This is a genomic window from Methanomassiliicoccales archaeon (assembly GCA_035527755.1).
Lineage (GTDB): Archaea > Thermoplasmatota > Thermoplasmata > Methanomassiliicoccales > UBA472 > UBA472.
In genome coordinates this window covers 16,800-38,885 of the sequence record DATKZX010000007.1, presented here as the reverse complement: position 1 = coordinate 38,885, position 22,086 = coordinate 16,800, and the positions used below count along the sequence as shown (strand labels likewise).

Below are 22,086 nucleotides of genomic sequence, written 5' to 3'. Positions count from 1 at the left end.
TGCCCTTCACCCTTTTTCCATTTTTATTTCATCGATTCGACCAATTCGAAAAGATTGATATAGGCCGCTCCTCTTCAAATGGCAATGCGTTGCGACGTACTGGTGATAGGAGGGGGACCGGTCGGCTGCATTGCCGCCACCTCCTTGGCCCAGTCTCTGGACGTGAAGGTGCTGGAAGAGCACCCCCGTGTAGGTGAACCGGTGCAGTGCGCCGGACTGGTCACACCTCGCGTTGTAGAGCTGGCCTCGGCCAATGACACCATCATCAACCACATCAACGGTGCCTGCCTGCATTTTCCTGGGGGAAGGACATTGTCCCTGCAGGGAGAGGAGGTCAAGGCGGTGGTCGTGGACCGGGGAGAGTTCGACCGCAGGTGCTCGGAGAGGGCGATCAAGGCCGGGGCGGAAGTGCTTACCTCCCACCGCTGCCTGTCAGTGAAACGGTCGGCGGACGGCATCACCGCATCGCTATCCGATGGAAATGTGGACTGCCGGGCACTGTTGGCCGCCGACGGTTTCCGCTCCAATGCCGCCTCCCAATTAGGTTTGGGAAGGGCCAAGGAGGTCGTACGAGGCATCGAGGTGGACCTGCGCATGAAAGCTGACGATCAGCATTGCGCTCAGGTGTTCCTAGGCCGAAAGGTCGCTCCAGGGTTCTTCGCCTGGGCCATTCCCTGCGGCGATCTGACACGGGTAGGCCTCTGTATCTCTCCTGAAAATGGAACGCCGCAAAAATTTCTTAACGAACTATTACAGATGAACGAATGGAACGATGCGGAAAGGGTGCGCACCTATTCTGGCGTCATTCCCCTGGGGCATCTTAAGCACACTTATGCTGATAACGTACTGATAGCCGGAGACGCTGCCGGCATGGCCAAACCGCTGAGCGGAGGGGGACTTTTCACTGGTATGACCGCGGGGAGAATGGCCGCCGACGTTCTCAAAGAGGCCTTCCAGAGCAATGACCTCTCCGCGAAGCGTCTTTCCGATTACGAACGACAGTGGAAGTTGGTCTTCGGGAACGAGCTTCGCAGATCGTACAGGGTGCGAAGGGTTTTCGCCAGCATGACCGACCGAGACCTAGACAATGTGGGGGGTAAACTGGACCGGGAAAGTGTCACCCGCATACTTGCTACGGGGGACATCGATTATCCGACGGCGTTGGCGCCCCGGGTGCTGAAGGCATCCCCTTCACTACTGGCATTTTCCCCTTTGCTCCTGCTCCGTTTGCTGAGGCGGTGAGCCGGTGAAAGCCCTGCGGGTCCCCAAGCTGGAGGCCGACCAGGCCAAGGACCTTTTGAACCGATCGCGCCAGCTGGACCTGGAATGGAAACCGGGAAGTACGGGAGATATGGTGCTGCTCCCTCTGAAGGGAGAGAACCCCCTTCCCCGGTACCCGGTGGTCGAAGCCGAGCTGGAAAGGCAGGACCGTCATCGCCCTCCCCAGGAGCGCATCGCCGAACTCCTGGACCTGCCACCGGAGCTGTTGAGACTGCTTCCGGACAAGTATGAACGGCTGGGCCACGTTCTGGTGATCCGCTTGCCCCATGATCTGCTTCCCCACCGGATGGTGGTGGCCGAAGCCTACGCCAGGGTGCTACGGGCCAAGGCTGTGCTGCTGGAAAAGGGGATCATCACCGGAACGGAACGACGACCGGACGTGGAGCTGGTATACGGCACTGATACGGAGACCACCCACCTGGAATCCGGAATCCAATATTGCCTGGACCCGACCAAGGTCATGTTCTCTTCGGGCAACTTCGACGAGAAGCAGCGCATGGCGGCGTTGGACTGCCGTGGTGAGACCGTCGTGGACATGTTCGCGGGGATAGGCTATTTCACCTTGCCCCTGGCCGTCAAGGCGGGGGCAGAGAAGGTCGTGGCCTGCGAGATCAATCCGGTGGCCGTCGGCTTCCTGGAGCGGAACATAAGGTTGAACGGTGTCGAGGATAGGGTGCGGGTGTTTCAGGGCGACAATCGGGACCTGCCGGGGGAGCGCTTCGCCGACCGGGTGGTCATGGGCTATGTGAACGTTACTTGGAAGTTCTTGCCCAAGGCGTTCAACCTGGTGAAGGAAGGAGGCATCATCCACTATCAGGATACCTGTTCCATCGATCGTATCCCACAGGGGTTGATCGATAATCTGCGGAAAGGATCCTGCGGCCGCCCCTTTGATGTGCTACAGGTCAGAGAGGTCAAAGCCTACGCCCCTTCCATATCCCATATGGTAGTGGATATCAAGGTCTTTTGACCGGGGTCTCATCGGATCCGACGTCCCGCAGCAGTCCTACAAGGGCTTGGTGGTAATCCTCGCCGAAGGAGTTTATCATGGAGCTAGCATGAGAGCTGAGGTGCTTTCCGTATTCTCGTTCCTCGTTGGTGAACTGCCATTTGTGAGAATGCGCCTCGCCGGTCGCCTCCAGGAAGGCATAGCACAGCGTCCGACAGCGGTGTTCCTTCTCGGTCCTCTCGATGAGCCTGAGCATGGCCGCCGCCCCTTCCAGCTTGAACGCCCGGGCCAGTGAGTCTGCCAGCTGCCCAAGTGACCCTAATTGTTCGTAGTTCGGCATGGCGGACAGCGTTTCGCGCTCTTGCAGAAGGCGTCGAGCCTCGATCAGCATTTGACCAGGGGTTAGGTCGGCCGATCCTATCACTTTTAAAGCGATCTCCTCGTCCGAGACTGCTTTTAGCATCACCCGCCCTTGCTCCTCCCACACCTCGGCAATGACCTTGCCGGCCTGGTTCTGATCAGAGACCAGGGGGACGTCCTTGGCGATGACCGCCTGCAGAGCCTCTCTTTCGAGGTCGCTACCTTTCAGGGCTTGCAGGAAGGCCTTCCCGTCCCGGCCGAAGCACTCCTGACCTAGAACGTACACCTGTCCCTTGGAAAGGATCCATTTACCCTTTTCAGTGATGTGCGAGGAGATGAGCTCAGCGTCGTCAATGTCACCTTTAACATAACTTTGGATCAAGGTCTTCGGTGTGGCGAACTCCCCTTGACATTCCGGTCGTCCTCCAATATAGGTGTGTTCCACGCTTACCTGGAGGTCATCGAATGGATCAGGAGCGGCTACCCGACCCATGAGATGGTGGGCGGTGTTTACGTCGGAGGCGCATTCCGCGCAGACCCGAACCTCCTTCCCGGCGGAGACCCAGCGAATGCGGACCGCGGGTCGGTCATCGTGTCCGCAGGACCCATCGACCGACCGATAGGGAAGGCTGCCTATCATCTCCTGTACGTACTCCGCTGGGGCCTTGGGGCCCTCGTTCGAGCAGAAAAGACCTTTTTCGGTCGAGTAAATGTGGACCTTCTCCGAGCGGGCGATGTCCCAGTATGCCAATAGCCTGAGGTCCGGATCATCGAAGTGCTGCAAGCCGATGAGCTTCTCCCGATCGACCTTTCCCCGCATGGCGAAGGAGACCTGCCCCATTGGAAGCTCCGTGCTCATCAGGTATGGTAGTTTTCCGGAGGCGGCCAATGAGATGGTGGCAGCGTACGCCCTTATAAACTGATCTCCCGTGCTGGCTAACTTGACCAGCCGGTCCGGGTCGTCCTTGTATCTTAACACCTTCTGCAACTTCTTTTCGATCTTGATGAAGGGGCAGCGACGGCTTTCGTCCATACATTTGGGAATGATGAGCGAGGGGTCATCGGCCAATTTATTTGAAGTTGCCAGTAACTCCTTCTCCAGGTTCTTGGGGGTGGACTTGATCCCCCGGAAGCGAATCCCACCGCGCATGCCCCCCCATTCGGTCGGCGGGATAAAAATTGTTTGTTGATATCACTAGATAATTATTTTATCGCTGCCAATCATATAGAGGTGAGGGATGGGTTGACCAAAGAATATGCTGACGGGTACCTGAAAGGCTATGAGGAAGGCCTCAGGGAATCTCTGGAAGAGTTGCTCAGCCTCACCTGTCGCAAGAATTACAACAGTACTGAGATACAGCTCCTGGCCAAGAACCAGAAGAATGGCATATCCAAGAAGGTCGTCCATCGGCGCAAGCAGATAGAACGGGAACTGGGAGTGAGCTTTACCGAGGAACCGCAGCTCACCATCACCCGACAAGAGGCCGGACCGGGGAAGACCGTTCTGCTCAAGGGTGAGAACAATCGGGAAGGGTTAGAGGCCTTTCGAGACCTGCTTAGGGAGGGATGGCAAGGATTGTGCATCACCCGCATGAGCCCCAAGGACGTGCGACAGATCGTGGACAAGGAATGTTCCGTGCTATGGTTGACCAAGGCCGACCCCAATGCCGGGGACCAGGACCCAGATGAATACCTGCAGCCCACGGAGACGGCCAAGATGCAGACCGCCATCCGCAACTTCTTGGCCAAGAACAAGGGCAATAGCTCGGTCATTTTACTGGACGGCATGACCTTCATAGTCACCAATACCGATTTCCGCTCCTTCCTGAAGATCGCCCAGAAGCTCAAGGATGATGTTTATCAGGCCAACTCAATGCTCCTGCTCCCCTACGAACCGAAGAGCTTTTCCGGGAACGATCTGCACCTGTTCGAAAATGAGATGTCCTAGGATCTGATCAGGGGGATCTCGATGGAGGAGACCTTCGTAGGTTGCCCATCGGAGTTTTCCAGGACCTCGGTGTTGATCGTGATGCTCTGTATCTCACTGTTCTGAACGAATCGGTCCTTGACTATTAACGCCACATCGACCGCTTTGCTGATGGCCCTGCCTCGGGCCTTGACGGTCACATTGGGGATCCCGCTGTTGAGCTGGTACACCACCGCTAGCACGTAGTTCATTGTCGGTTTTTTGCCGATGTATATTATGTGCTCATCGTCCATTGTGATCACGTTCCTTTAATTTTATTTTGTTTTTGATCATATATTATGTTTCGTTATTAATTATCAAGGAAACAATCCTCTGATATCCATGGCCTTGACCACATCGTGCAAGGCTAGCAGGTTGGCCGCGGTTCGCATGTTCACCTTCTCCTTTTCTGCCATGGCGGACACCCGTTCATATGCCACGGTCATTTTTTCCTTCAATTGGGAGCGTACCTCTTCCTTTGTCCAGAACAGCCTCTGCAGGCCCTGGGTCCATTCGAAATAGCTCACGGTTACCCCGCCGGCGTTGGCCAATATATCCGGCAGTAATGGTATGTTCCGCTGGAACAATATTTCGTCCGCTTCCGGGGTGGTCGGTCCATTGGCCCCTTCCACAACCATTCTCGCCTTTACGTTCTCAGCGATCCGGGAGGTGATGGCGTCCTCCAATGCCGCGGGCACCAGCAGCTCGCAGTCCATTTCAAGCAGTTCCTCGTTGCTGATGTCCTGGGCGCCCTCGAACCCTTGGACCGAGCCAGTGCGCCGCTTGTGATCATAAACCTTCAGAGGGTCGAGCCCATCAGGGGAGGATATCCCACCACTGGAATCGCTCAGGGCAATGATCTTGCAGCCCATCTCCTGATATAACAGACGAGCCGCGTTATAACCCACGTTACCGAAGCCCTGGATCGCCACCCTAGCTCCATTGATGTCCATTCTGCGTTCCTGGAACGCGGCGGAGATCACGTCCATGATGCCTCGGGAAGTGGCCTCTTCCCGCACCAGAGAGCCTCCGATCTCCAACGGTTTCCCGGTGACGACAGCCAACGAGCAGTCCCCGGTCAAAGCCCAGTAAGTGTCCATGATCCAGGCCATGACCTGAGCGTTGGTCCCTATGTCCGGGGCCGGAATGTCCACGTCAGGGCCGATGATGGGAACGATCTCTGAGGTGAACCGTCTCGTTAGGCGCTCCAGCTCTCCCAGGCTTAATGCCTTGGGGTCGCAGATCACCCCCCCTTTGGCTCCGCCGAACGGCACCCCGACCACGGCGCATTTCCAGGTCATCCATATGGACAGAGCTTTGACCTCGTCCAGCGTGACCCCGGGATGGTAACGTATCCCCCCTTTGAAAGGACCACGGACCGAGTTGTGCTGTACGCGGTATCCTGTGAAATTGCGTACGCTGCCATCGTCCATCCTGATCGGGAAATTGCATTCCAGTGTCCTCTTGGGTACCTTCAGACGGTCGATCACCTGGGAATCCAACTCCAACATGGCACCCACCTTCTCTACGTGCCTGACAGCGTTATGATAAGGATTATCCTCGCCCATGGACATCAGGGATTATTATGCGTGACATAGCCATTTAAGAACATCGGCCAACGGGGAAAAAATTGTAAGTAGTGAGGATGATAGAGTACCCGGGGCAAGGGTGAGGCCCCGTTGAGGACTCGATCATGACGAACAAGGACGTGATGTTGACCAGGGAGGAGATGGAGAACATGGCCAAGGAAGCCATCACCATCTGGTGGTGCACCGTGATAAAGGCCGTGGTATTGAGCAACAATTCCGAACCAATGAAGAAGATCCTACATCAGTTCCTAGGTTCGGCCGTGAGCGAGATGGTTTCCAGCTATGGTTCGGAGAGGACCCTGGAACTGATGGGGCCGCTAATGCGTCTGGGGGGGAAAAAGGCGGGCGCGAGTGCCTTGGAAGAACATGAGATAGTGGAGAGGGACGGCATCGCCATCTCCTCCCTCATCGACCTTTGGGAAGGAGCCTTGGGCGTGCGCGGTGAGATCGTGGAGAAGACCCCGTCATCGGTCATCAAGGTCGCCAAGGAATGCCCCTTTTCAGACCAATCCCCTGAATTGTGCACCATCTTCGGTCAGTTCGTCGACGGCTTCTGCGAGGTCATCAATCCGGAGTTCGAGTGGTGTCAGACCCACAAGATGACCGCCGGCGACCAGGAGTGCCGCTGGGTATGTCGCCGGGAGGATTGAGGAAGTAAGTGGAGCTCAATGTCAAGGTCGCGGCCATACTGGACGAGGTGGCCGACCTTCTTGAATTGAAGGAGGACTCCTTCTTCCAGGTCCGGGCGTACAGGAGGGCTGCCCGGGAGATAGAATCCCTGACCGCGGATGTGAAAGACCTCTATATACGCGGCCATCTGGCCCAGGTCCCTGGGATAGGCAAGGCCATCCACGACAAGGTCGTGGAGATCGTTCGGACCGGGGAATTACAATATTTGAAGGACCTGAGGAACGAGTTCCCTGCCGGACTGCTGCAGGTGATGCGGGTGCCCGACGTTGGACCGAAGACCGCGGGACGCTTGTACAAGGACCTGAAGGTGACAAACCTGCAAGACCTCAGACTAGCAGCGGAGCAGCACCGGATCAGGCGGCTGAAAGGTTTTGGGGAGAGGACCGAGGAGAACATCTTGAAAGGCATCAGGTTCCTAGAGTCCGGACAAGGACGAACGCTCCTGGGCTACGCCTATCCTCGAGGAAAGGCGTTGGAGGAGCACATACGTTCCCACGGATTCCCACTGGTGAGCCTGGGCGGCAGCCTGCGTCGAATGAAGGAGACCATCGGCGACATCGACATATTGGTGGGGAGCGATGATCCGCAGCGGGCGATGGATACGTTCATCTCCTACCCTCAGACAGAGGAGGTGCTTTTGAGAGGACCCACTAAGACCTCCATACGCCTAGTGGACGGAGTGCAGGTGGACATGAGGGTCGTGGAACCGTCCAGCTATGGGGCGGCCTTACAGTATTTCACCGGTTCCAAGGAGCATAATGTGACGCTGCGCTCTTTGGCCATCGATCTCGGATACAAGATCAACGAGTACGGCGTATATCACAAGGAGAGCGGAGAGAAGGTGGCCGGAGAGACCGAAGAGGGCGTATATTCCGTCCTGGACATGCAGTGGATACCTCCGGAGATGAGGGAGGACCGGGGAGAGATCGACCTATCGCGTAAAGGACGGATACCGCACATACTGGAGCTTTCGGATATCCGGGGCGATCTGCACACTCATACCGAGGCCAGTGATGGAGTGGACAGCATGGAGGCCATGACCGAGGCCGCCCTGGGAAAAGGGTATGAGTACCTGGCGTTCACCGACCATAGTCGATCATTGAAGGTGGGGAACGGGCTCAGCGTGGAGCGGTTGCAGGAGAACATCCGTTTGGTGCGGGAAACAGGGGAAAGGTATCCTGACATTCACCTGATGGCCGGGGCGGAAGTGGAGATCGACGAAAAAGGAGGCTTGGACTATCCACCAGAGGTCCTGGAGGAACTGGACATTGTAGTGGCTGCGGTGCACAGCCGGTTCAAGATGTCCCCGGAAGAGATGACCGAGAGGCTGTTGACGGCCATCTCGAACGAGCACGTGCGCATACTGGCCCATCCAACTGGTCGGATCATAGGAGAGAGGGAAGGGTACCAGTTCGATATGGAGGCGGTGCTCCAGGCGGCCAAGGACAACGGCGTCGCGATGGAGGTCAACTCCTTCCCTGAGAGGCTGGACCTGAACGATATCTATTGCGCCATGGCCACGCAGAGAGGGGTCACCTTGAGCATCGACACCGACGCCCACAATGTGAGACAGCTTGATTACATGCTTTTCGGCGTGGCCACCGCCCGCCGGGGATGGGTACCTAAGGAACTGGTATTGAACGCTCTATCCTGGGACGGTTTGCGAAAACGTCTGGGCCTGTGATGCTGGGCACCGAACTTATATCTGGGAGAATGGTTGATACTTACGTGATGTCGGCCGAGGATATCGCGGAGCGTATCCGCACCATGGAGATTCGCGGGGCGGCGGAGATCGCCCGACGGGCGGCCCAGGCCCTGAAGGAGGATGTTGATTCATATCCAGGTCAGGACCTGCAGGGGATGCGTTCCCGATTGGAGAAGGGAAGGGATGCGCTATTGGCCTCTCGACCGACGGCCATATCCCTTTGGAACGGAGTGCAGTACGTCTTCAAGGACACCTCCAAATTGATCACGGCCGAGGAGTATCGGACCAAGGTGGGGGAGAACGCCGATCGGTTCATACGGCGCTCCAAGAACGCTCTGAAGACCATCGGCAAACTGGGGGCCAACCGCATCAGGGAAGGCGATAAGGTCCTCACACACTGTAACAGCAAAGCGGCCATCGCCGTCATGGCGGAGGCCTGGGCCCAGGGCAAGCGCTTCGAGGTCTACGCCACAGAGTCTCGACCGTGGAGACAGGGGGTGCTCACCGCCAACGACCTGGCGAAGTTAGGTATACCGGTCACCATCATCATCGATTCCGCCGTTCGCTATGTCATGAAGGACATCGACCTGGTGTTGGTCGGGGCAGACACCATCGCCTCCAACGGGGCGGTCATCAACAAGATAGGGACGTCGCAGGTGGCATTGGCGGCCCATGAGGCGCGCGTCCCGTTCACCGTATGCGCGGAGACGTTCAAGTTCTCCCCTAGGACCATTTACGGAGAATTGGTAAAGATCGAGGAGCGGGACGCCACCGAAGTGGTGAAGGAGGGAGAGGTCCCGCCTCAGGTCAGAGTGTTCAACCCGGTCTTCGACGCCACTCCGCCGGAATACATCGACTCGATCGTGACCGAGATCGGGGTCATCCCACCCTATGCTGCCTATCAGGTAATAATCAAGGAACTGGGACAGGAGTTCATCTTCTACGAGGATTGATCATATGGAATACGAAGAAAGATACTTACATTTGAACGAAGCCATCGATTTTGACTCGCACGTGATCTGCAAATACAAGGTCAAGACCGACCTTAAGATGACGACGGCGGCAGCGGCCATCGCCACCGAACAGTCCACCGGTACCTGGACCAAGCTATCGACCCTGAACGAGGATAACTTCCTGAAACGCAGCGGCAAGGTCATCGCCATAGACGGCAACGTCACTTCCATCGCCTTCCCGGTCGAGGATTTCAGCCTGGACATCGGAGGTGTACCGCAGATATTGAGCATCATTGCGGGCAACCTGTTCGGCCTGGATGCCCTGCAGGGAGTACGATTGGAGGATGTCATCTTCCCGAAATGCATGTTAAAAGAGTTCAAAGGGCCGAAGTTCGGAGTGGACGGCCTGCGCTCAATACTCAAACGCCCGACCAAGCCATTGGTGGGTACCATAGTGAAACCGAAGATCGGACTGACACCGAAAGAGACCGCCGATTACGTCTATGAAGCGGGCATGGGCGGCCTCACCAACGGGAAGGACGACGAGACCCTGAGCAACCAGAAGTTCTGTCCCCTGGAGGACCGGGTCGTGGCCATCGCGGAAGCGTTGGACCGGGTGAGGAGCGATAGCGGTCACGTCATGATACACGCCATCAACATCAGCACCAACGGACATCAGATCCTAGAGGTGGCTGAAAGGGCACAGGAACTGGGTGCCAGCCAACTAATGGTGGACGTGCTGACCTGCGGTTTCGGCGCCATACAGGTGCTGGCCGAGGACCCTTCCATCAAATTACCCATACATGTGCACCGCACCATGCACGGGGCCATGACCAGGAATCCGGAGCACGGCATAAACATGAACGTGTTCGCCACCCTGGCCAGGATGGTGGGGGGTGATGCCTTGCATGTCGGGACCTTCGGCGTCGGCAAGATGAAGGGCGGGGCCCAAGAGGACCTGGCCAACAAGGACATCTGCCTGACCAAGGACCTGCCTTACAAGAGAGTGATGCCGGTGGCGTCCGGTGGAGTGCAACCGGGCATGATCAAGAAGCTGGTGGAGATGGCGGGAATGGACCTGCAGATCCAGGCTGGCGGCGGTGTGTCCGGTCACCCCCGAGGAGTGCGTGGAGGCGCCCGAGCCATGGCCCAGGCCGTAGACGCTGCGGCCGTGGACATCCCGTTGGACGTTTACGCCAAGGACCACGTAGAACTGGCCGAGGCACTGAAGAAGTGGGGATTAGCATGAAGCTTAAGGCGAAATACGTGGACGTGGACACCGGGGAGATATCCGTCGTGATGCACGACTTCGATTGTGCCGAGCTGGGATTACGAGAGAGGGACCGGGTCAAGGTGGGTCATGAGGGAAAGACCACCGTGGCCATCGTCACCACCAGCGACACCGTGGTGAAGAAAGGGGAGATCGGACTCCTAGGCTCGACCTTCCATACCATCGGTGCCGAGGACAAGGAGACGGTGGATGTAATTGCTTCCAGTAAGCCCGAGTCCGTGGAATACATACGCAAGAAGATGGACGGTGCGGAACTGAGCACCGAGGAGATAACCACCCTCATCACCGACATTTCCTCCCGGACGCTATCCAACATCGAGCTCTCGGCGTACGTCACCGCCTTGTACATCCGGGGGATGAACCTACGTGAGACGGCCGATCTGACGAAAGCGATGGTGGCCACCGGGGAGACCATCAGCTTCGACGACGGCCCGGTGTACGATTTCCACAGCGTAGGTGGTTGCCCGGGGAACAAGATCACCTTGCTCGTCGTCCCCATAGTCGCCGCCGCAGGCTGCAAGATCCCCAAGACATCCTCACGTGCCATCAGCAGCGCCGCTGGGACATCGGACATCGTCGAGGTGTTCGCCAACGTGGCGCTTACGCCAGTGCAATTGAAGACCATTACCGAGAAGGTCGGCGGGGTGTTCGCATGGGGTGGTTCGTTGAACCTAGCTCCGGCGGACGATCTCATCATCAAGGCCGAGTACCCCTTGGGCATAGATCCGCACGCGCAGCTGCTGGCTTCGGTCATGTCCAAGAAGAAGGCGGTCGGGGCGAACTTCCTGGTAATCGACATTCCCATGGGAGCGGGGACGAAGGTGCCTACCATGGAGGAGGCCAAGATCTACGCCCGGGACTTTATTCAGCTGGGGGAACAACTGGACATCAAGGTGGAGTGCGCCATCACCTACGGCGGACAGCCGGTGGGAAGGGCCATAGGTCCAGCGCTGGAGTCCATCGAGGCCATGTCCATCCTGGAAGGGGCCAAGACGCCCAACAGCGTGGTGGAAAAGACCGTCAGCATCGCCGGCATGCTCTTTGAGATGGGTGGAGATTACCAGGGCGTGGAGAAGGCGCGCCAGCTGCTGGAGAGCGGCAGGGCCTTGAAGAAGTTCCGCGAGATCGTGGAGGCCCAAGGCGGAAACCCTGACATCAAGTCCTCGGACATCAAGGTGGGACAGTTCAACGTGGACGTCATAGCCAAGCAGTCCGGTTACGTCGGGGCCATCCTGAACAAGGCCTTGGTACGCATCGCCCGAACGGCCGGTTCGCCCAAGGACAAGGGCGCAGGACTGGTCATCAGCAAGAAGGTGGGCAATAAGGTGGACAAGGGAGAGACCATCTTCACCATCTATGCCGACAATGAGTGGAAGTTGCAGGAGGCCGTAAAGCTGGCCATCCGTTTGGAGCCGATCGAAATACAGGGAATGGTATTGGCTCGCGTGCCTTCATTCTCCAGAGTTTACCTCTGAAACCCTTTTCCCTTTCTGTTCTTCTATGGCCAGTTCCAGATCGATCGTTCCCAAGGCCACCTTTCGGGCCAGTGCCGTTGAGATGGTGATCGCCCCGTGGCTCTTGATGCGGCTCTGCCGCTGGATCTCCCGAAGCTCGCCCGGCGTAGGCCTGACCAATGGACGGAAAGGAAGCAGCTGCCCCCTGCTCCGGGCGATGGTGATGGCCGCGTCCGCGTCCGACCGGTCCGTACTTTTAGTGGTCGATGTTTCGTCCACCATCTCGATGTTGCAGGTGATGCCCCAGAGGGAGTTCACCACCCGGTCCCGGTTGGTATGATCACCGTGGCCGACCTTCAGCACCAGCTCGTTCGTGCTGACCAGAGAGAGATAGTCCTCCACCAATGGACAGACCTCCTCCGGAGAAAGGACCGTCTCCGCTAGCAGCACTTTCCCATCTCCCAGTATGGCCACTCCCGGTCTGGGTCCAGGGTCCACGCCCACTACCAGTCGGTTGAAGGTACCACCCTGCAAGACCGCCAAGGCGGTCTTCACCGCCCGCTTCGGATCATCATTGGCAATGACCAGTCGGCCGTGAAACCGGTTCCTCTCCCCTTCGGTGGTAAGCACCAGCTCTACGTTCAACGGCAGTGGATCTCCGAATCCCTGGGAGATGAACGGCTGTCCCTTCTCCTTGAGGGAGCGCACCGCCCCATAGAAGAATCGGAAGTCCTCCGTGACCACGGCCACCATCTTCATTCACCTATTACTCAACGCACGGAGATTTAATCATTGGTCCTTGAGGACCGGCCGAACCATGCCCCGATCGACGACCGCGTAGTGGGCAGACGCTTCGTTCATCGGTGTGCTAGGAGGCGCAACGGTGAAATAAGCAGGGTTTGCATGGAAATACGTGGACGGAAAGGTTCTGAAAGAAACGGTCAATGACAAGTGCGTCCTGACCTGCCGGGATTTCCTGAACGAGGAACTTCCTGACCTGGCGAACCAGTATTTGGCTCGGTATTTGGCATTGCAGATCGACGGCGACCTGCCGGAGATCGCCCGGACAATAAAAGGAGAATTCAGAGTGCAGGAGGAGTCCGACAGCCACCAATGCGTCAGGGTGCTGACCTCCGAGGGAAAGGAACATTCCATCATCATTCTGGGATTGAACCTCACCCGCGAACAGGTGGCCGTTGCCTTGGACCGGCTCATGAAGAGCGACGCTAAAGAACGAATGCTGATCTATTTATTCAGTTTCGAGAGCATTGGCGACGAAGAGCTCATCTCCGAGGCCGTGATGGAAGGCGATCTGATGAGCATGGTACGGGACACCGGGATAACCGTTTTCTTTGCCATGCTGGACGCCCGGGCGGGTATGGGCATGCTGGCTCGCATCGATGGAGAGAGACGGACGATCGAGTACCTTCCGCACTGATCCTTCATTCGTCGCAGTCCACCCGATCGGTCATCACTGGAAGCCATCGACCCAGCATCAGGAAACCGATAGCGGCCATGAGACCGAAGGACCCTATCCCGGCCCACAGCAACACTGGTTGGTTCACGAGCGAATCGTACAGCATGCCACCGAAGAACGGCCCGGCAGAAAAACCGAAGTTGCTGACCAGCCCGAACATCCCCTGGTACCGCCCTCTTTCCTTCTCCGGAGACATTTTGGCCACCAGTGTCATCGCTGACGGGGAGACGATTATCTCACCCATGGTGACCACGATCATACACATGGCCAGGTAGCCGAGGCCGGGAGCGAAGCCTACGATGCCGTAACCGACGGCATAAAGCAGCGCGCCGAAGGCTATCACCCTGGTCATGCGGTAATGGTTGATGGCCCGGGCTATGGGGAACTGTATCAGCACCACCAGGATCCCGTTCAATGCGTAAAGATAACCGAGCTCGGCGCTGCTGATGCCCACCTGGGACGTGGAGAAGACGGCGAAGGTGGAAGCCATCTGGCCGAACATGATGAACAGGAACACAGAGATGAAGGCGAAGCCTATGAACCGATGGTCGTTCCTTATCCGACCCATGTCCTTGATGGAGAAGTGGTCCCTTTTACTGCTGGGACTGATGCTCTCCGCTACGAGGAACAGCACTATGAAGGACACTGTCCCGGTGGCCAGGGCGCTTATGAGGAACAGGAAGGGGAACGATATCATGGCCAGCAGACCACCCAGCAGGGGGCCTAAGGTCCAACCTAGATTCCCGCCTACCCTTAGTAGCCCGTAGGCTTCCAGCCTTTTCTTGGATGGCACCACGTCGGCTATCATGGCGCTGGTGGCCGGTTCGAAGAGCGAACCGAACAGGCTGCTCATCGAGACCATGATAGCGATGACCATCAGGTCCGCGCCGCCGGAGATTATGTAGGCCAATAACAGGAAGGTAAGGGACCGGGCGGCCATGGCTATGACCATGATCTTTTTACGGCCGAATATGTCAGCTAGTTCTCCGCCGATGATCTGCCCTACGGATCCGACTATGGCCGATATGAGAAGGACGATCCCGACCATGGTCATGGAGATCTTCAGATCATCGTGGAGGTAGATGGCCAGGAATGGCATCACGATTGAGTAACCTAACGCGGAAATGATTCGCCCATAGAACAGCGTCCAGACCCTGTGGTCGAAACCCTGGGTGGATTTGAATGAGGGCAACCTTACCGTCATCTTACCAATCTCTAGGCAAGTGAATTATGAAGATAATGATTTCCAATGTCATATATTAGCACGGAACATTGGGTCTGAAAACGTGCTGCCCGACCGGGTCCAGGAAATGGACCGCTTCGGGGTGATGAGATGAACTGAGGGTGTTCATTGACCGCGGGGATCGAGAGATGAGGCAATAACCATATACTGCCCCGGGCCAATGGCCCGGTCATGGAAATTTCCTCGGTCCTGCTCCTGGGGTTCATCAGCGCCTACCTGCTGATCAACCTGGTGGTGTTCGCCATGTATGGCTGGGACAAGAGGAACGCCGTGAAAGGAGAGCATCGCATCTCCGAGACGCGGTTACTGACGGCCGCGTTGCTAGGTCCCTTCGGAGCCTGGACCGCCATGAGGCTGTTCCATCACAAGACCCGCAAGACCCTGTTCAAGCTGGTGCCGCTGTTCGTCATACTGCACCTGCTGTTGCTCATACTGTACTATTTTTAAAAAAAAAAGGTTCATAGGTCAGCTCTTGCCCCGTCCGAACACGCTCTTTTTCCCCGGCCCGATCTCACCGAACCGGCGCAGCAGGTCCTTCTGCTCGCCGGTCAGCTTCTTGGGCACGGACATCTTGACCTTGATATATTGGTCTCCTTTACCGTGGCCGTCCACGCGCGGCAATCCCTCACCCTTGAGCTTGAAGACCGTATCTGGTTGCGTGCCTGAGGGAATGTTCAGCTTGGCCTTCGCTTTGAGCGTTGGCACTTCCATCTCCGCACCCAATGCCGCCTCAGGGAAGCTGATCTCCTGTTCGATCAACAGGTCGGCCCCATCCCTCTCGAACAGTTTGTGCTTCTTGACGTGGATGACCACGAACAGGTCACCAGGCGGACCTCTGTCCGGGCTGGGCTCTCCCGCCCCTCCGACCCTCAACCTCATGCCGGTGTCCACTCCCTTGGGGATATCGATAGCTATCTTCTGTCGCTTACGCGTCCAACCATCGTCGCATTCCGGGCATGGGTCCTTGATGTCCTTGCCGCTGCCATGGCATTTTGGACAAGCGCCTATGGACACGAACTGTGAGTAGCCGCGGCGTTCCACCCTCTGTACCTGGCCTTTGCCGCCGCAATGGGTGCACACCTCTTCCTTCTTGCTCTTTGAACCGGTACCGGCGCAGACGTCACATTTGACCGTCAGCGGCAGGGTGAGCTCCTTCTTGATGCCGTCCGCCGCCTCCTCCAGGGTGATCTCCAGGTCGTAACGCAGGGATTGCCCCTGATGGGGACCACGGGAGCGTCCGCCGCCAAAGAACATATCGAAGATATTGCCGTAACCGCCCTGGTCACCGAAAATGTCGCGTACGTCGCCCTGATGGGTGAAATCGTTCCAGTTGAAGCCTCCGCCCTGGAACTGGCTGTTGACGCCGGCGTGCCCGTATTTGTCGAAGAGCTCACGCTTCTCCTTGTCCATCAGGACCTCGTACGCCTCCGATATCTCCTTGAAGCGCTCCTCGGCCACCTTGGGGTCCTCCTTGGTGACGTCGGGATGGTACTGGCGTGCCAACTGTCGATAGGCTTTCTTGATGTCCTCTTCGCTCGCCTTGCGGTCTACGCTCAGGACCTCGTAGTAGTCGCGCTTCTCGGCCATGGGGTCGCCTACTGGTCGTCCACGATCTTGTAGTCAGCGTCGACCACATTATCGTCCTTGGGGGCGGCGCCCTGCTGACCGTCATCTTGGCCGGCCTCCTGCTGCTTCTGCGCCACGTTCTGGTATATGCGGGCCGAGATAGCGTAGAACTCCTTCTGCAGGATCTCCATCTTCGCTTTGATGGAGGCGGTCTCACCCTTCTTGATCTCCTCTTTGAGATCATTGGATACGGTTTCGATATTGGTGCGCTCCTCGTTCGACGCTTGATCGCCCAGTTCGGCCAATGCCTTCTCGGTGGCATAGACCAGCTGATCGGCCTGGTTGATGGTCTCGACCTTTTCCTTGTTCTTCAGGTCGTCCTCGGCGAAGCGTTCGGCCTCTTTAACCATGCGATCGATGTCCTCGGAACCCAACTTCGTGGAGGCGGTGATGGTTATCTTCGCTTCCTTTCCGGTCCCCAGGTCCTTGGCGCTGACGTTGACGATACCGTTGGCGTCTATGTCGAACGTCACCTCGATCTGGGGTACACCACGGGGAGCGGGCGGGATGCCCATGAGCATGAACCGGCCCAACGACGTATTGTCCTTGGCCATCGGCCTCTCTCCCTGACTGACATGGATCTCCACGCTGGTCTGCCCCTCAGCAGCGGTGGAGAATATTTGGCTCTTACGCGTGGGGATCGTCGTATTGCGTTCGATCAGCTTGGTGGCTATTCCGCCCAGCGTCTCAATGCCCAAGGATAATGGCGTCACGTCCAGCAGAAGGACGTCCTTTACCTCACCGGAGAGAACGGCCGCCTGTACCGCGGCGCCCATGGCCACACATTCCATTGGGTCCACGCCCCGCTGGATCTTCTTGCCCACGATGGTCTCCATGAATTTCTGGATGACCGGCATGCGCGTCGGTCCTCCGACCAAAATGACGGAGTTGATCTTGTCAGCGCTGAGCCCGGAGTCCTTCATGGCATGATCGACAGGGTTGCGCAAACGGTTGATCACCGGCTCGACCAACTCTTCCAGTTTCGCCCTGGTCAGATTGAACGCCAGGTGCTTCGGTCCGTCGTCCCCGGCGGCCAGGAAGGGCAGGTTGATCTCAGTGGACATGGTTGTGGAAAGTTCGATCTTGGCCTTTTCGCAGGCCTCGCGGACCCTCCATATGGCCATCTTATCGGCCGTGAGATCGATGCCGCTCTCCTTTTTGAATATGTTCAACGCGTACTTGATGAGCAGCTCATCCATGTCCGTGCCGCCCAATTGCGTATCGCCACTGGTAGACACGACCTCGAAGACCCCTTCGGAGAAGTCCATTATAGTCACGTCGAGGGTACCGCCGCCCAGGTCGAACACCATGACCTTCTGGGAGGTTCCGACTTTGTCCAGGCCGAAAGCGAGCGCCGCCGATGTCGGCTCGTTGATGATCCTGATGACCTCCAGCCCGGCAATGGCCCCGGCGTCCTTGGTGGCCTGCCTCTGGTTATCGTTGAAGTAAGCGGGCACGGTGATCACCGCTTTGACGACCTCTTCGCCAAGGTATGCTTCCGCGTCCCTCTTGATCTTCTGCAATATGAAGGCGGAGATCTGCTGGGGCGAGTACTCCTTCCCCATGACCTTTACCATATAGTCCGTGCCCATCTTCCGCTTGATAGCGGCGATGGTACCTTCCGGGTTCGTTACCGCCTGGCGCCGAGCCGGCTCTCCGACCAGGAGCTGATTGTCCTTTGTGAAAGCGACGTAGGACGGGAACGCCTTCCCGCCGATGCTCGTTCCTTCTGCGCTCGGTATTATCGTCGGCCTGCCGCCTTCCATGACCGCCGCGGCCGAGTTGCTGGTACCTAAATCGATCCCTATGATCTTAGCCATCTGATTCACCTCTGTCTGAACATTTGCCTACTTTTACCTTGGCATAACGAATTACCCTAGGTCCCAGGTAATAACCTTTCTGGTAGACCTCTAGGACCTTGCCCTCTTCCCCTTCCCCGACGCACAAAGCCTCGTGCACCACAGGGTCGAAGGTCTCGCAGGGCGTCTCTACCAGTCCCTTGGACTGGAGCAATGATCGTAAGTTTGTATATACCGATTCCACACCGCACCTGAACTCTTCGGGAGTGCCCTTGGATGCCAAGGCCCTCTCGAAATCATCCAGGAAACCCAGCAGGTCGTAGAGCAGCTTATCGTTGGCCGCCTTCACCCGCTCGTCCTTCTCGCGCTGGGTACGTTTCATGTAATTGTCGAACTCGGCCTGTATCCTCTTTGCTAGGTCCAGGTTCCTTTCCGCTAAGGCCTTGGCCTCCCCCACTTCGGCCTGGAGGCGTTCCTTCTCCTCGCTCGACATGAGCGGCTCGTCCTGAGCCTTCCCCGGCTTCGGGGGTCGCGTGTCCTTGAAGCTTTTTTCCATCGAGGGACCACCCGTTAGCTAGTCGTAAGAATTGAAAAAGTTATTGGTGGAGGGGGGTGTCCCCTCCATTAGCGTTTAATCGGTGTCGCCCAAGCCTTCCTTGCCGACCATGTCCCTGGAGCTCATGCCAGGGGTGCCCTTGGATGCGATGACATCATCGATCCTCAGGATCATGACCGCTGCGTCGGTGGCAGAGGTGATTGCCTGCTTACCCACGCGGAAAGGCTCCAAGATATCGTTCGCCAGCATGTCCTCCACCTGTCCGGTGAAGACATTGACACCGGCGTGCTTCTTGCCCGCCTTGTGGGACTTCCTCATCTCGATGAGTATGTCGATGGGGTCCAGCCCAGCGTTCTCGGACAGTGCGGTAGGCACGACCTCCATTGCAGATGCATAGGCGTCAATGGCGATCTGCTCGCGGCCTCCGACGGAGGAAGAGTACTCCCTCAGTCTGAGAGCGACCTCGACAGCGGTGGATCCTCCACCGGTCAGCATGCGGCCGTCCTCTATGGTTATGGCGACCACGCTCATGGCGTCATCCAGAGAGCGCTCGATCTCGGCCACAACGTGGTCGGTACCGCCGCGGATCAGGATGGACATCGCCTTCGGGTTCTTGCAACCGGTAACGAAGGTCATCTCCTCGTCCTGGATCTTCTTCATCTCCACCAGATCGGCCTTGCCCAGATCAGAAGCTTCCAGCTCGTTGATCTTGGATACGATGATCGCTCCAGTGGCCTTGGACAGCTTCTCCATGTCGCCCTTCTTGACGCGGCGTCCGGCGTATATCTTTTCCTTGGCCAGGAAGTGTTGCACCAGATCGTCGATCCCCTTCTGACAGAAGATCACGTTTGCGCCGACCTTCTTGATCGTGTCGACCATCTGCCTCAGCATGCGCTCTTCCTCATCCAGGAAGGCGTGCATCTGGGTAGGGTCGGTGATCTCGATCTTGGCGTCGATCTCGGTCTTCTTGATCTCGAGTGCGACGTCCAACAAGAGGATCTTGGCCTTCTCTATCCTCTTAGGCATACCGGGGTGTACCGGTTCCTTGTCCACGATGATACCCTGGATCAACTGGGTGTCGTCCATGGAACCGCCGTGCTTCTTGGTGATCTGGATGTTGTCCATGTCCACGGACCATTTGCCGTTGACCTTCTCGGCCACGGCGCTCACGGAATCAACAGCGACCTTGGCCATTAGCTCCTTTGAGCCGGAGATGGATTTACTCATCATAGCGGTCTTGGCGATCTTGATCAAAGTGGCGCGGTCCTTGGGCTCGATACTTATGGCCACGGTGTCCAGGACCTCGAGGGCCTTCTTGGCAGCCAGGCGGTAGCCGGCGGTGATGATTGTCGGATGAACGTTCGCGTCGATCAGGTCCACGGACTTCTTCAACAGTTCGCCGGCCAAAATCACAGCGGTTGTTGTGCCGTCGCCGCATTCCTCGTCCTGGGTCTTGGCGACCTCCACCAGCATCTTGGCGGCAGGGTGCTCGACGTCTATCTCCTTGAGAATTGTGACACCATCGTTGGTGATGACGACATCTCCCATGGAGTCGACCAGCATCTTGTCCATTCCCCGGGGACCGAGGGTGCTCCTGACAGCGTCAGCAATAGCCCTGGCGGCCATTATGTTGTTAAATTGGGCGTCCTTGCCCTTCTCACGCTTGGAACCCTCTTTGAGGATCAGTATAGGTGTGTTTCCCATTGCCATACTTCTAACCTCCCTTGGTATCAAATCAAATCTGACACCTAGCTCTGAGCTAGCGGGCTTGGAATGTTTGTTCTTCTATATAAAATTATAGATGTACTCCATCATACCCATATTAAAAAAGAGCCCGTTCAGAGGGAACTGATGATACGGCCAAAGGGCCGAGGCATATTATATCTTATCGTGCTTGGAGCAAGGTTATATTGGGGCACGCCTTTCGTGAAAATGATAGGATGAGCGAGCTCCAGAGGACCGTGGCCGTGGTTTTCAACCGCAAGGGTAAGAAGATGCTGTCCGAACGGGAGTTCATAAACGCTCTGTTCTTTGAATTGAAATGGTCCGATCCCACAGGCACTGGAAGGATCGAGGCCAAGGAGGCCCAGCGTATCATGGAAGCGGCCATACGCAAAGGACTTCTGGAGATCGTGGAGGGATACGTCAAGCCCACCTTTGATCACAAGTCGATAGAAGTGCCGCTCAACTACAGGCCGACCAAGGATCTGATCAAGGAGCTGGGCGACCCGGATTCTCCTCCTCCTTCGGTCGAATCACCAAAAACGGACAAGACCGCCCCGGTAAGGACAGAGGCGAAACCGGTCTTCTCAGTTATCATCGACGACATCGCCGCAAAGTCCGGATGGAACAAAAGGGAAGTGGTATCCCGTATCAATCGGGTGATGGAGAACTTGTCCATAGACGCAGAGGTGGCGGCGCTCCTGATCGGTCGGGACGCCGGCGTGGACGCCGGGAAATATCTTTTAGAGGTGAAGGAAGAGGTTTTACGGAAGTGAACCGAGGGGGACCGACCGTGCTCCTCAGGGCGTCACCCTATCGTTGACCTCCGATCGACGATTTACTTCTTCTTCTTTATGAAATCCTCTAAGGTCAAAGCCTTGCCGCTGGGAGCCTTCTCCGTCTTGGTAAGTAGAACCTTTTCCTTGAGCTTGATGTCGAGGGTTCTTTCCACCTTCTTGATGAGCGTGTCGTCGGGATGCATCCCTCCGCTCTCTAACTTATGAATGATGCTTTCCCTCTCGTTCATCTTGGCCGCCAGTTCCTCCTGCTTCCAGCCGAGCTTCTCCCTCGCTTCCTTGATGCGCTTGGAGTAATCCTCGGCCAGTTCTATGGACTCCTCCACACCTTCGTACACGTCCCGGGTCTTCATCCTCCGCTCCCGGTTCTGCAGCCGTGCCTGGATCACCGACGGTTCGGTCGTCGATTGCTTATTCCCAGCCTTTACATTGTCACCGAAGCGGGCGCAGTCCCGGCATACGTTCAGGATCGTTCCCTCGATCCTCACGGGCAGCAGGCTCGCCATCTCCTTCCCGCACATTTCGCAAATCATCACAATCACTCGAGCTAATACCGGAAGAATAATTTAAACATGAGCCGAAGGTGTTCCGTCAGGGTCGCAGGGAAAATATGCCTGGAGCATTTTCT

21 protein-coding genes are annotated in these 22,086 nt (G+C 57.1%); 11 read left to right on the top strand and 10 right to left on the bottom strand.

Annotated features, from left to right (window positions below; genetic code table 11):
• The first annotated feature begins 84 nt into the window (after positions 1-84).
• Both VMW85_02765 and VMW85_02760 read left to right on the top strand, forming a co-directional pair.
• Positions 85-1,242: an NAD(P)/FAD-dependent oxidoreductase gene (locus VMW85_02765; GenBank protein HUT26955.1), complete on the top strand. Its 1,158-nt coding sequence runs from the start codon at positions 85-87 to the stop codon at positions 1,240-1,242.
• 4 nt (positions 1,243-1,246) lie between these two features.
• On the top strand, positions 1,247-2,251 hold the full coding sequence (locus VMW85_02760) for a class I SAM-dependent methyltransferase family protein (protein ID HUT26954.1): 1,005 nt from the start codon (positions 1,247-1,249) through the stop codon (positions 2,249-2,251).
• Here the strand turns inward: VMW85_02760 and VMW85_02755 are convergent.
• The gene (locus tag VMW85_02755) at positions 2,238-3,740 is read right to left on the bottom strand and encodes a hypothetical protein (protein ID HUT26953.1); all 1,503 of its coding nucleotides are present in this window, start codon (positions 3,738-3,740) and stop codon (positions 2,238-2,240) included. The genes VMW85_02760 and VMW85_02755 overlap by 14 nt on opposite strands.
• Before the next feature lie 93 nt (positions 3,741-3,833).
• Between VMW85_02755 and VMW85_02750 the strand changes: the two genes are divergently transcribed.
• Positions 3,834-4,538, top strand: a complete 705-nt coding sequence (locus tag VMW85_02750; GenBank protein HUT26952.1) for a DUF835 domain-containing protein — start codon at positions 3,834-3,836, stop codon at positions 4,536-4,538.
• On the opposite strand, the gene albA is transcribed toward VMW85_02750, so the two are convergent.
• Together albA and VMW85_02740 are read right to left on the bottom strand one after the other, a co-directional pair.
• Entirely contained in the window at positions 4,535-4,810 is a 276-nt protein-coding gene (albA, locus tag VMW85_02745; GenBank protein ID HUT26951.1) for a DNA-binding protein Alba, read from the bottom strand. The genes VMW85_02750 and albA overlap by 4 nt on opposite strands.
• A 63-nt stretch (positions 4,811-4,873) precedes the next feature.
• The gene (locus tag VMW85_02740; protein ID HUT26950.1) at positions 4,874-6,124 is read right to left on the bottom strand and encodes a Glu/Leu/Phe/Val dehydrogenase; all 1,251 of its coding nucleotides are present in this window, start codon (positions 6,122-6,124) and stop codon (positions 4,874-4,876) included.
• A 125-nt stretch (positions 6,125-6,249) separates the two neighbouring features.
• Between VMW85_02740 and VMW85_02735 the strand changes: the two genes are divergently transcribed.
• The 5 genes from VMW85_02735 to VMW85_02715 are packed head-to-tail and all read left to right on the top strand — an operon-like array spanning position 6,250 to position 12,259.
• Positions 6,250-6,795 carry a hypothetical protein gene (locus tag VMW85_02735; protein ID HUT26949.1) on the top strand — a complete coding sequence of 182 codons (546 nt, stop codon included), beginning with the start codon at positions 6,250-6,252 and terminating at the stop codon, positions 6,793-6,795.
• Positions 6,796-6,803: 8 nt separating this feature from the next.
• Complete coding sequence (polX, locus tag VMW85_02730) at positions 6,804-8,519, top strand: DNA polymerase/3'-5' exonuclease PolX (GenBank protein HUT26948.1); 1,716 nt, start codon at positions 6,804-6,806, stop codon at positions 8,517-8,519.
• Between the two features lie 47 nt (positions 8,520-8,566).
• Positions 8,567-9,493 carry a ribose 1,5-bisphosphate isomerase gene (locus tag VMW85_02725; protein ID HUT26947.1) on the top strand — a complete coding sequence of 309 codons (927 nt, stop codon included), beginning with the start codon at positions 8,567-8,569 and terminating at the stop codon, positions 9,491-9,493.
• Between the two features lie 4 nt (positions 9,494-9,497).
• Complete coding sequence (locus VMW85_02720) at positions 9,498-10,742, top strand: RuBisCO large subunit C-terminal-like domain-containing protein (GenBank protein HUT26946.1); 1,245 nt, start codon at positions 9,498-9,500, stop codon at positions 10,740-10,742.
• On the top strand, positions 10,739-12,259 hold the full coding sequence (locus tag VMW85_02715; GenBank protein HUT26945.1) for an AMP phosphorylase: 1,521 nt from the start codon (positions 10,739-10,741) through the stop codon (positions 12,257-12,259). The genes VMW85_02720 and VMW85_02715 overlap by 4 nt, the downstream gene beginning before the upstream one ends.
• On the opposite strand, the gene VMW85_02710 is transcribed toward VMW85_02715, so the two are convergent.
• Positions 12,236-12,997 (bottom strand): hypothetical protein, encoded by a 762-nt coding sequence (locus VMW85_02710; GenBank protein ID HUT26944.1) that lies wholly within the window; start codon positions 12,995-12,997, stop codon positions 12,236-12,238. The two genes, VMW85_02715 and VMW85_02710, sit on opposite strands and share 24 nt — an antisense overlap.
• Positions 12,998-13,151: 154 nt before the next feature.
• Between VMW85_02710 and VMW85_02705 the strand changes: the two genes are divergently transcribed.
• Entirely contained in the window at positions 13,152-13,676 is a 525-nt protein-coding gene (locus VMW85_02705; protein ID HUT26943.1) for a hypothetical protein, read from the top strand.
• A 4-nt stretch (positions 13,677-13,680) separates the two neighbouring features.
• On the opposite strand, the gene VMW85_02700 is transcribed toward VMW85_02705, so the two are convergent.
• Positions 13,681-14,919: an MFS transporter gene (locus VMW85_02700; GenBank protein ID HUT26942.1), complete on the bottom strand. Its 1,239-nt coding sequence runs from the start codon at positions 14,917-14,919 to the stop codon at positions 13,681-13,683.
• Positions 14,920-15,129: 210 nt separating this feature from the next.
• Between VMW85_02700 and VMW85_02695 the strand changes: the two genes are divergently transcribed.
• The gene (locus VMW85_02695; protein ID HUT26941.1) at positions 15,130-15,405 is read left to right on the top strand and encodes a DUF1294 domain-containing protein; all 276 of its coding nucleotides are present in this window, start codon (positions 15,130-15,132) and stop codon (positions 15,403-15,405) included.
• Positions 15,406-15,423: 18 nt separating this feature from the next.
• Here VMW85_02695 and dnaJ read toward each other — a convergent pair whose 3' ends face one another.
• From dnaJ to thsB, 4 genes are all read right to left on the bottom strand, one after another.
• Entirely contained in the window at positions 15,424-16,545 is a 1,122-nt protein-coding gene (dnaJ, locus tag VMW85_02690) for a molecular chaperone DnaJ (protein HUT26940.1), read from the bottom strand.
• 8 nt (positions 16,546-16,553) lie between these two features.
• Positions 16,554-18,404, bottom strand: a complete 1,851-nt coding sequence (gene dnaK / locus VMW85_02685; GenBank protein ID HUT26939.1) for a molecular chaperone DnaK — start codon at positions 18,402-18,404, stop codon at positions 16,554-16,556.
• Positions 18,397-18,939 carry a nucleotide exchange factor GrpE gene (locus tag VMW85_02680; GenBank protein ID HUT26938.1) on the bottom strand — a complete coding sequence of 181 codons (543 nt, stop codon included), beginning with the start codon at positions 18,937-18,939 and terminating at the stop codon, positions 18,397-18,399. The genes dnaK and VMW85_02680 overlap by 8 nt, the downstream gene beginning before the upstream one ends.
• 75 nt (positions 18,940-19,014) lie before the next feature.
• On the bottom strand, positions 19,015-20,649 hold the full coding sequence (gene thsB / locus VMW85_02675) for a thermosome subunit beta (GenBank protein HUT26937.1): 1,635 nt from the start codon (positions 20,647-20,649) through the stop codon (positions 19,015-19,017).
• Positions 20,650-20,879: 230 nt separating this feature from the next.
• Between thsB and VMW85_02670 the strand changes: the two genes are divergently transcribed.
• On the top strand, positions 20,880-21,437 hold the full coding sequence (locus VMW85_02670) for a DUF2240 family protein (GenBank protein HUT26936.1): 558 nt from the start codon (positions 20,880-20,882) through the stop codon (positions 21,435-21,437).
• 62 nt (positions 21,438-21,499) lie between these two features.
• On the opposite strand, the gene VMW85_02665 is transcribed toward VMW85_02670, so the two are convergent.
• Entirely contained in the window at positions 21,500-21,991 is a 492-nt protein-coding gene (locus VMW85_02665) for a multiprotein bridging factor aMBF1 (protein HUT26935.1), read from the bottom strand.
• Positions 21,992-22,086 lie beyond the last annotated feature (95 nt).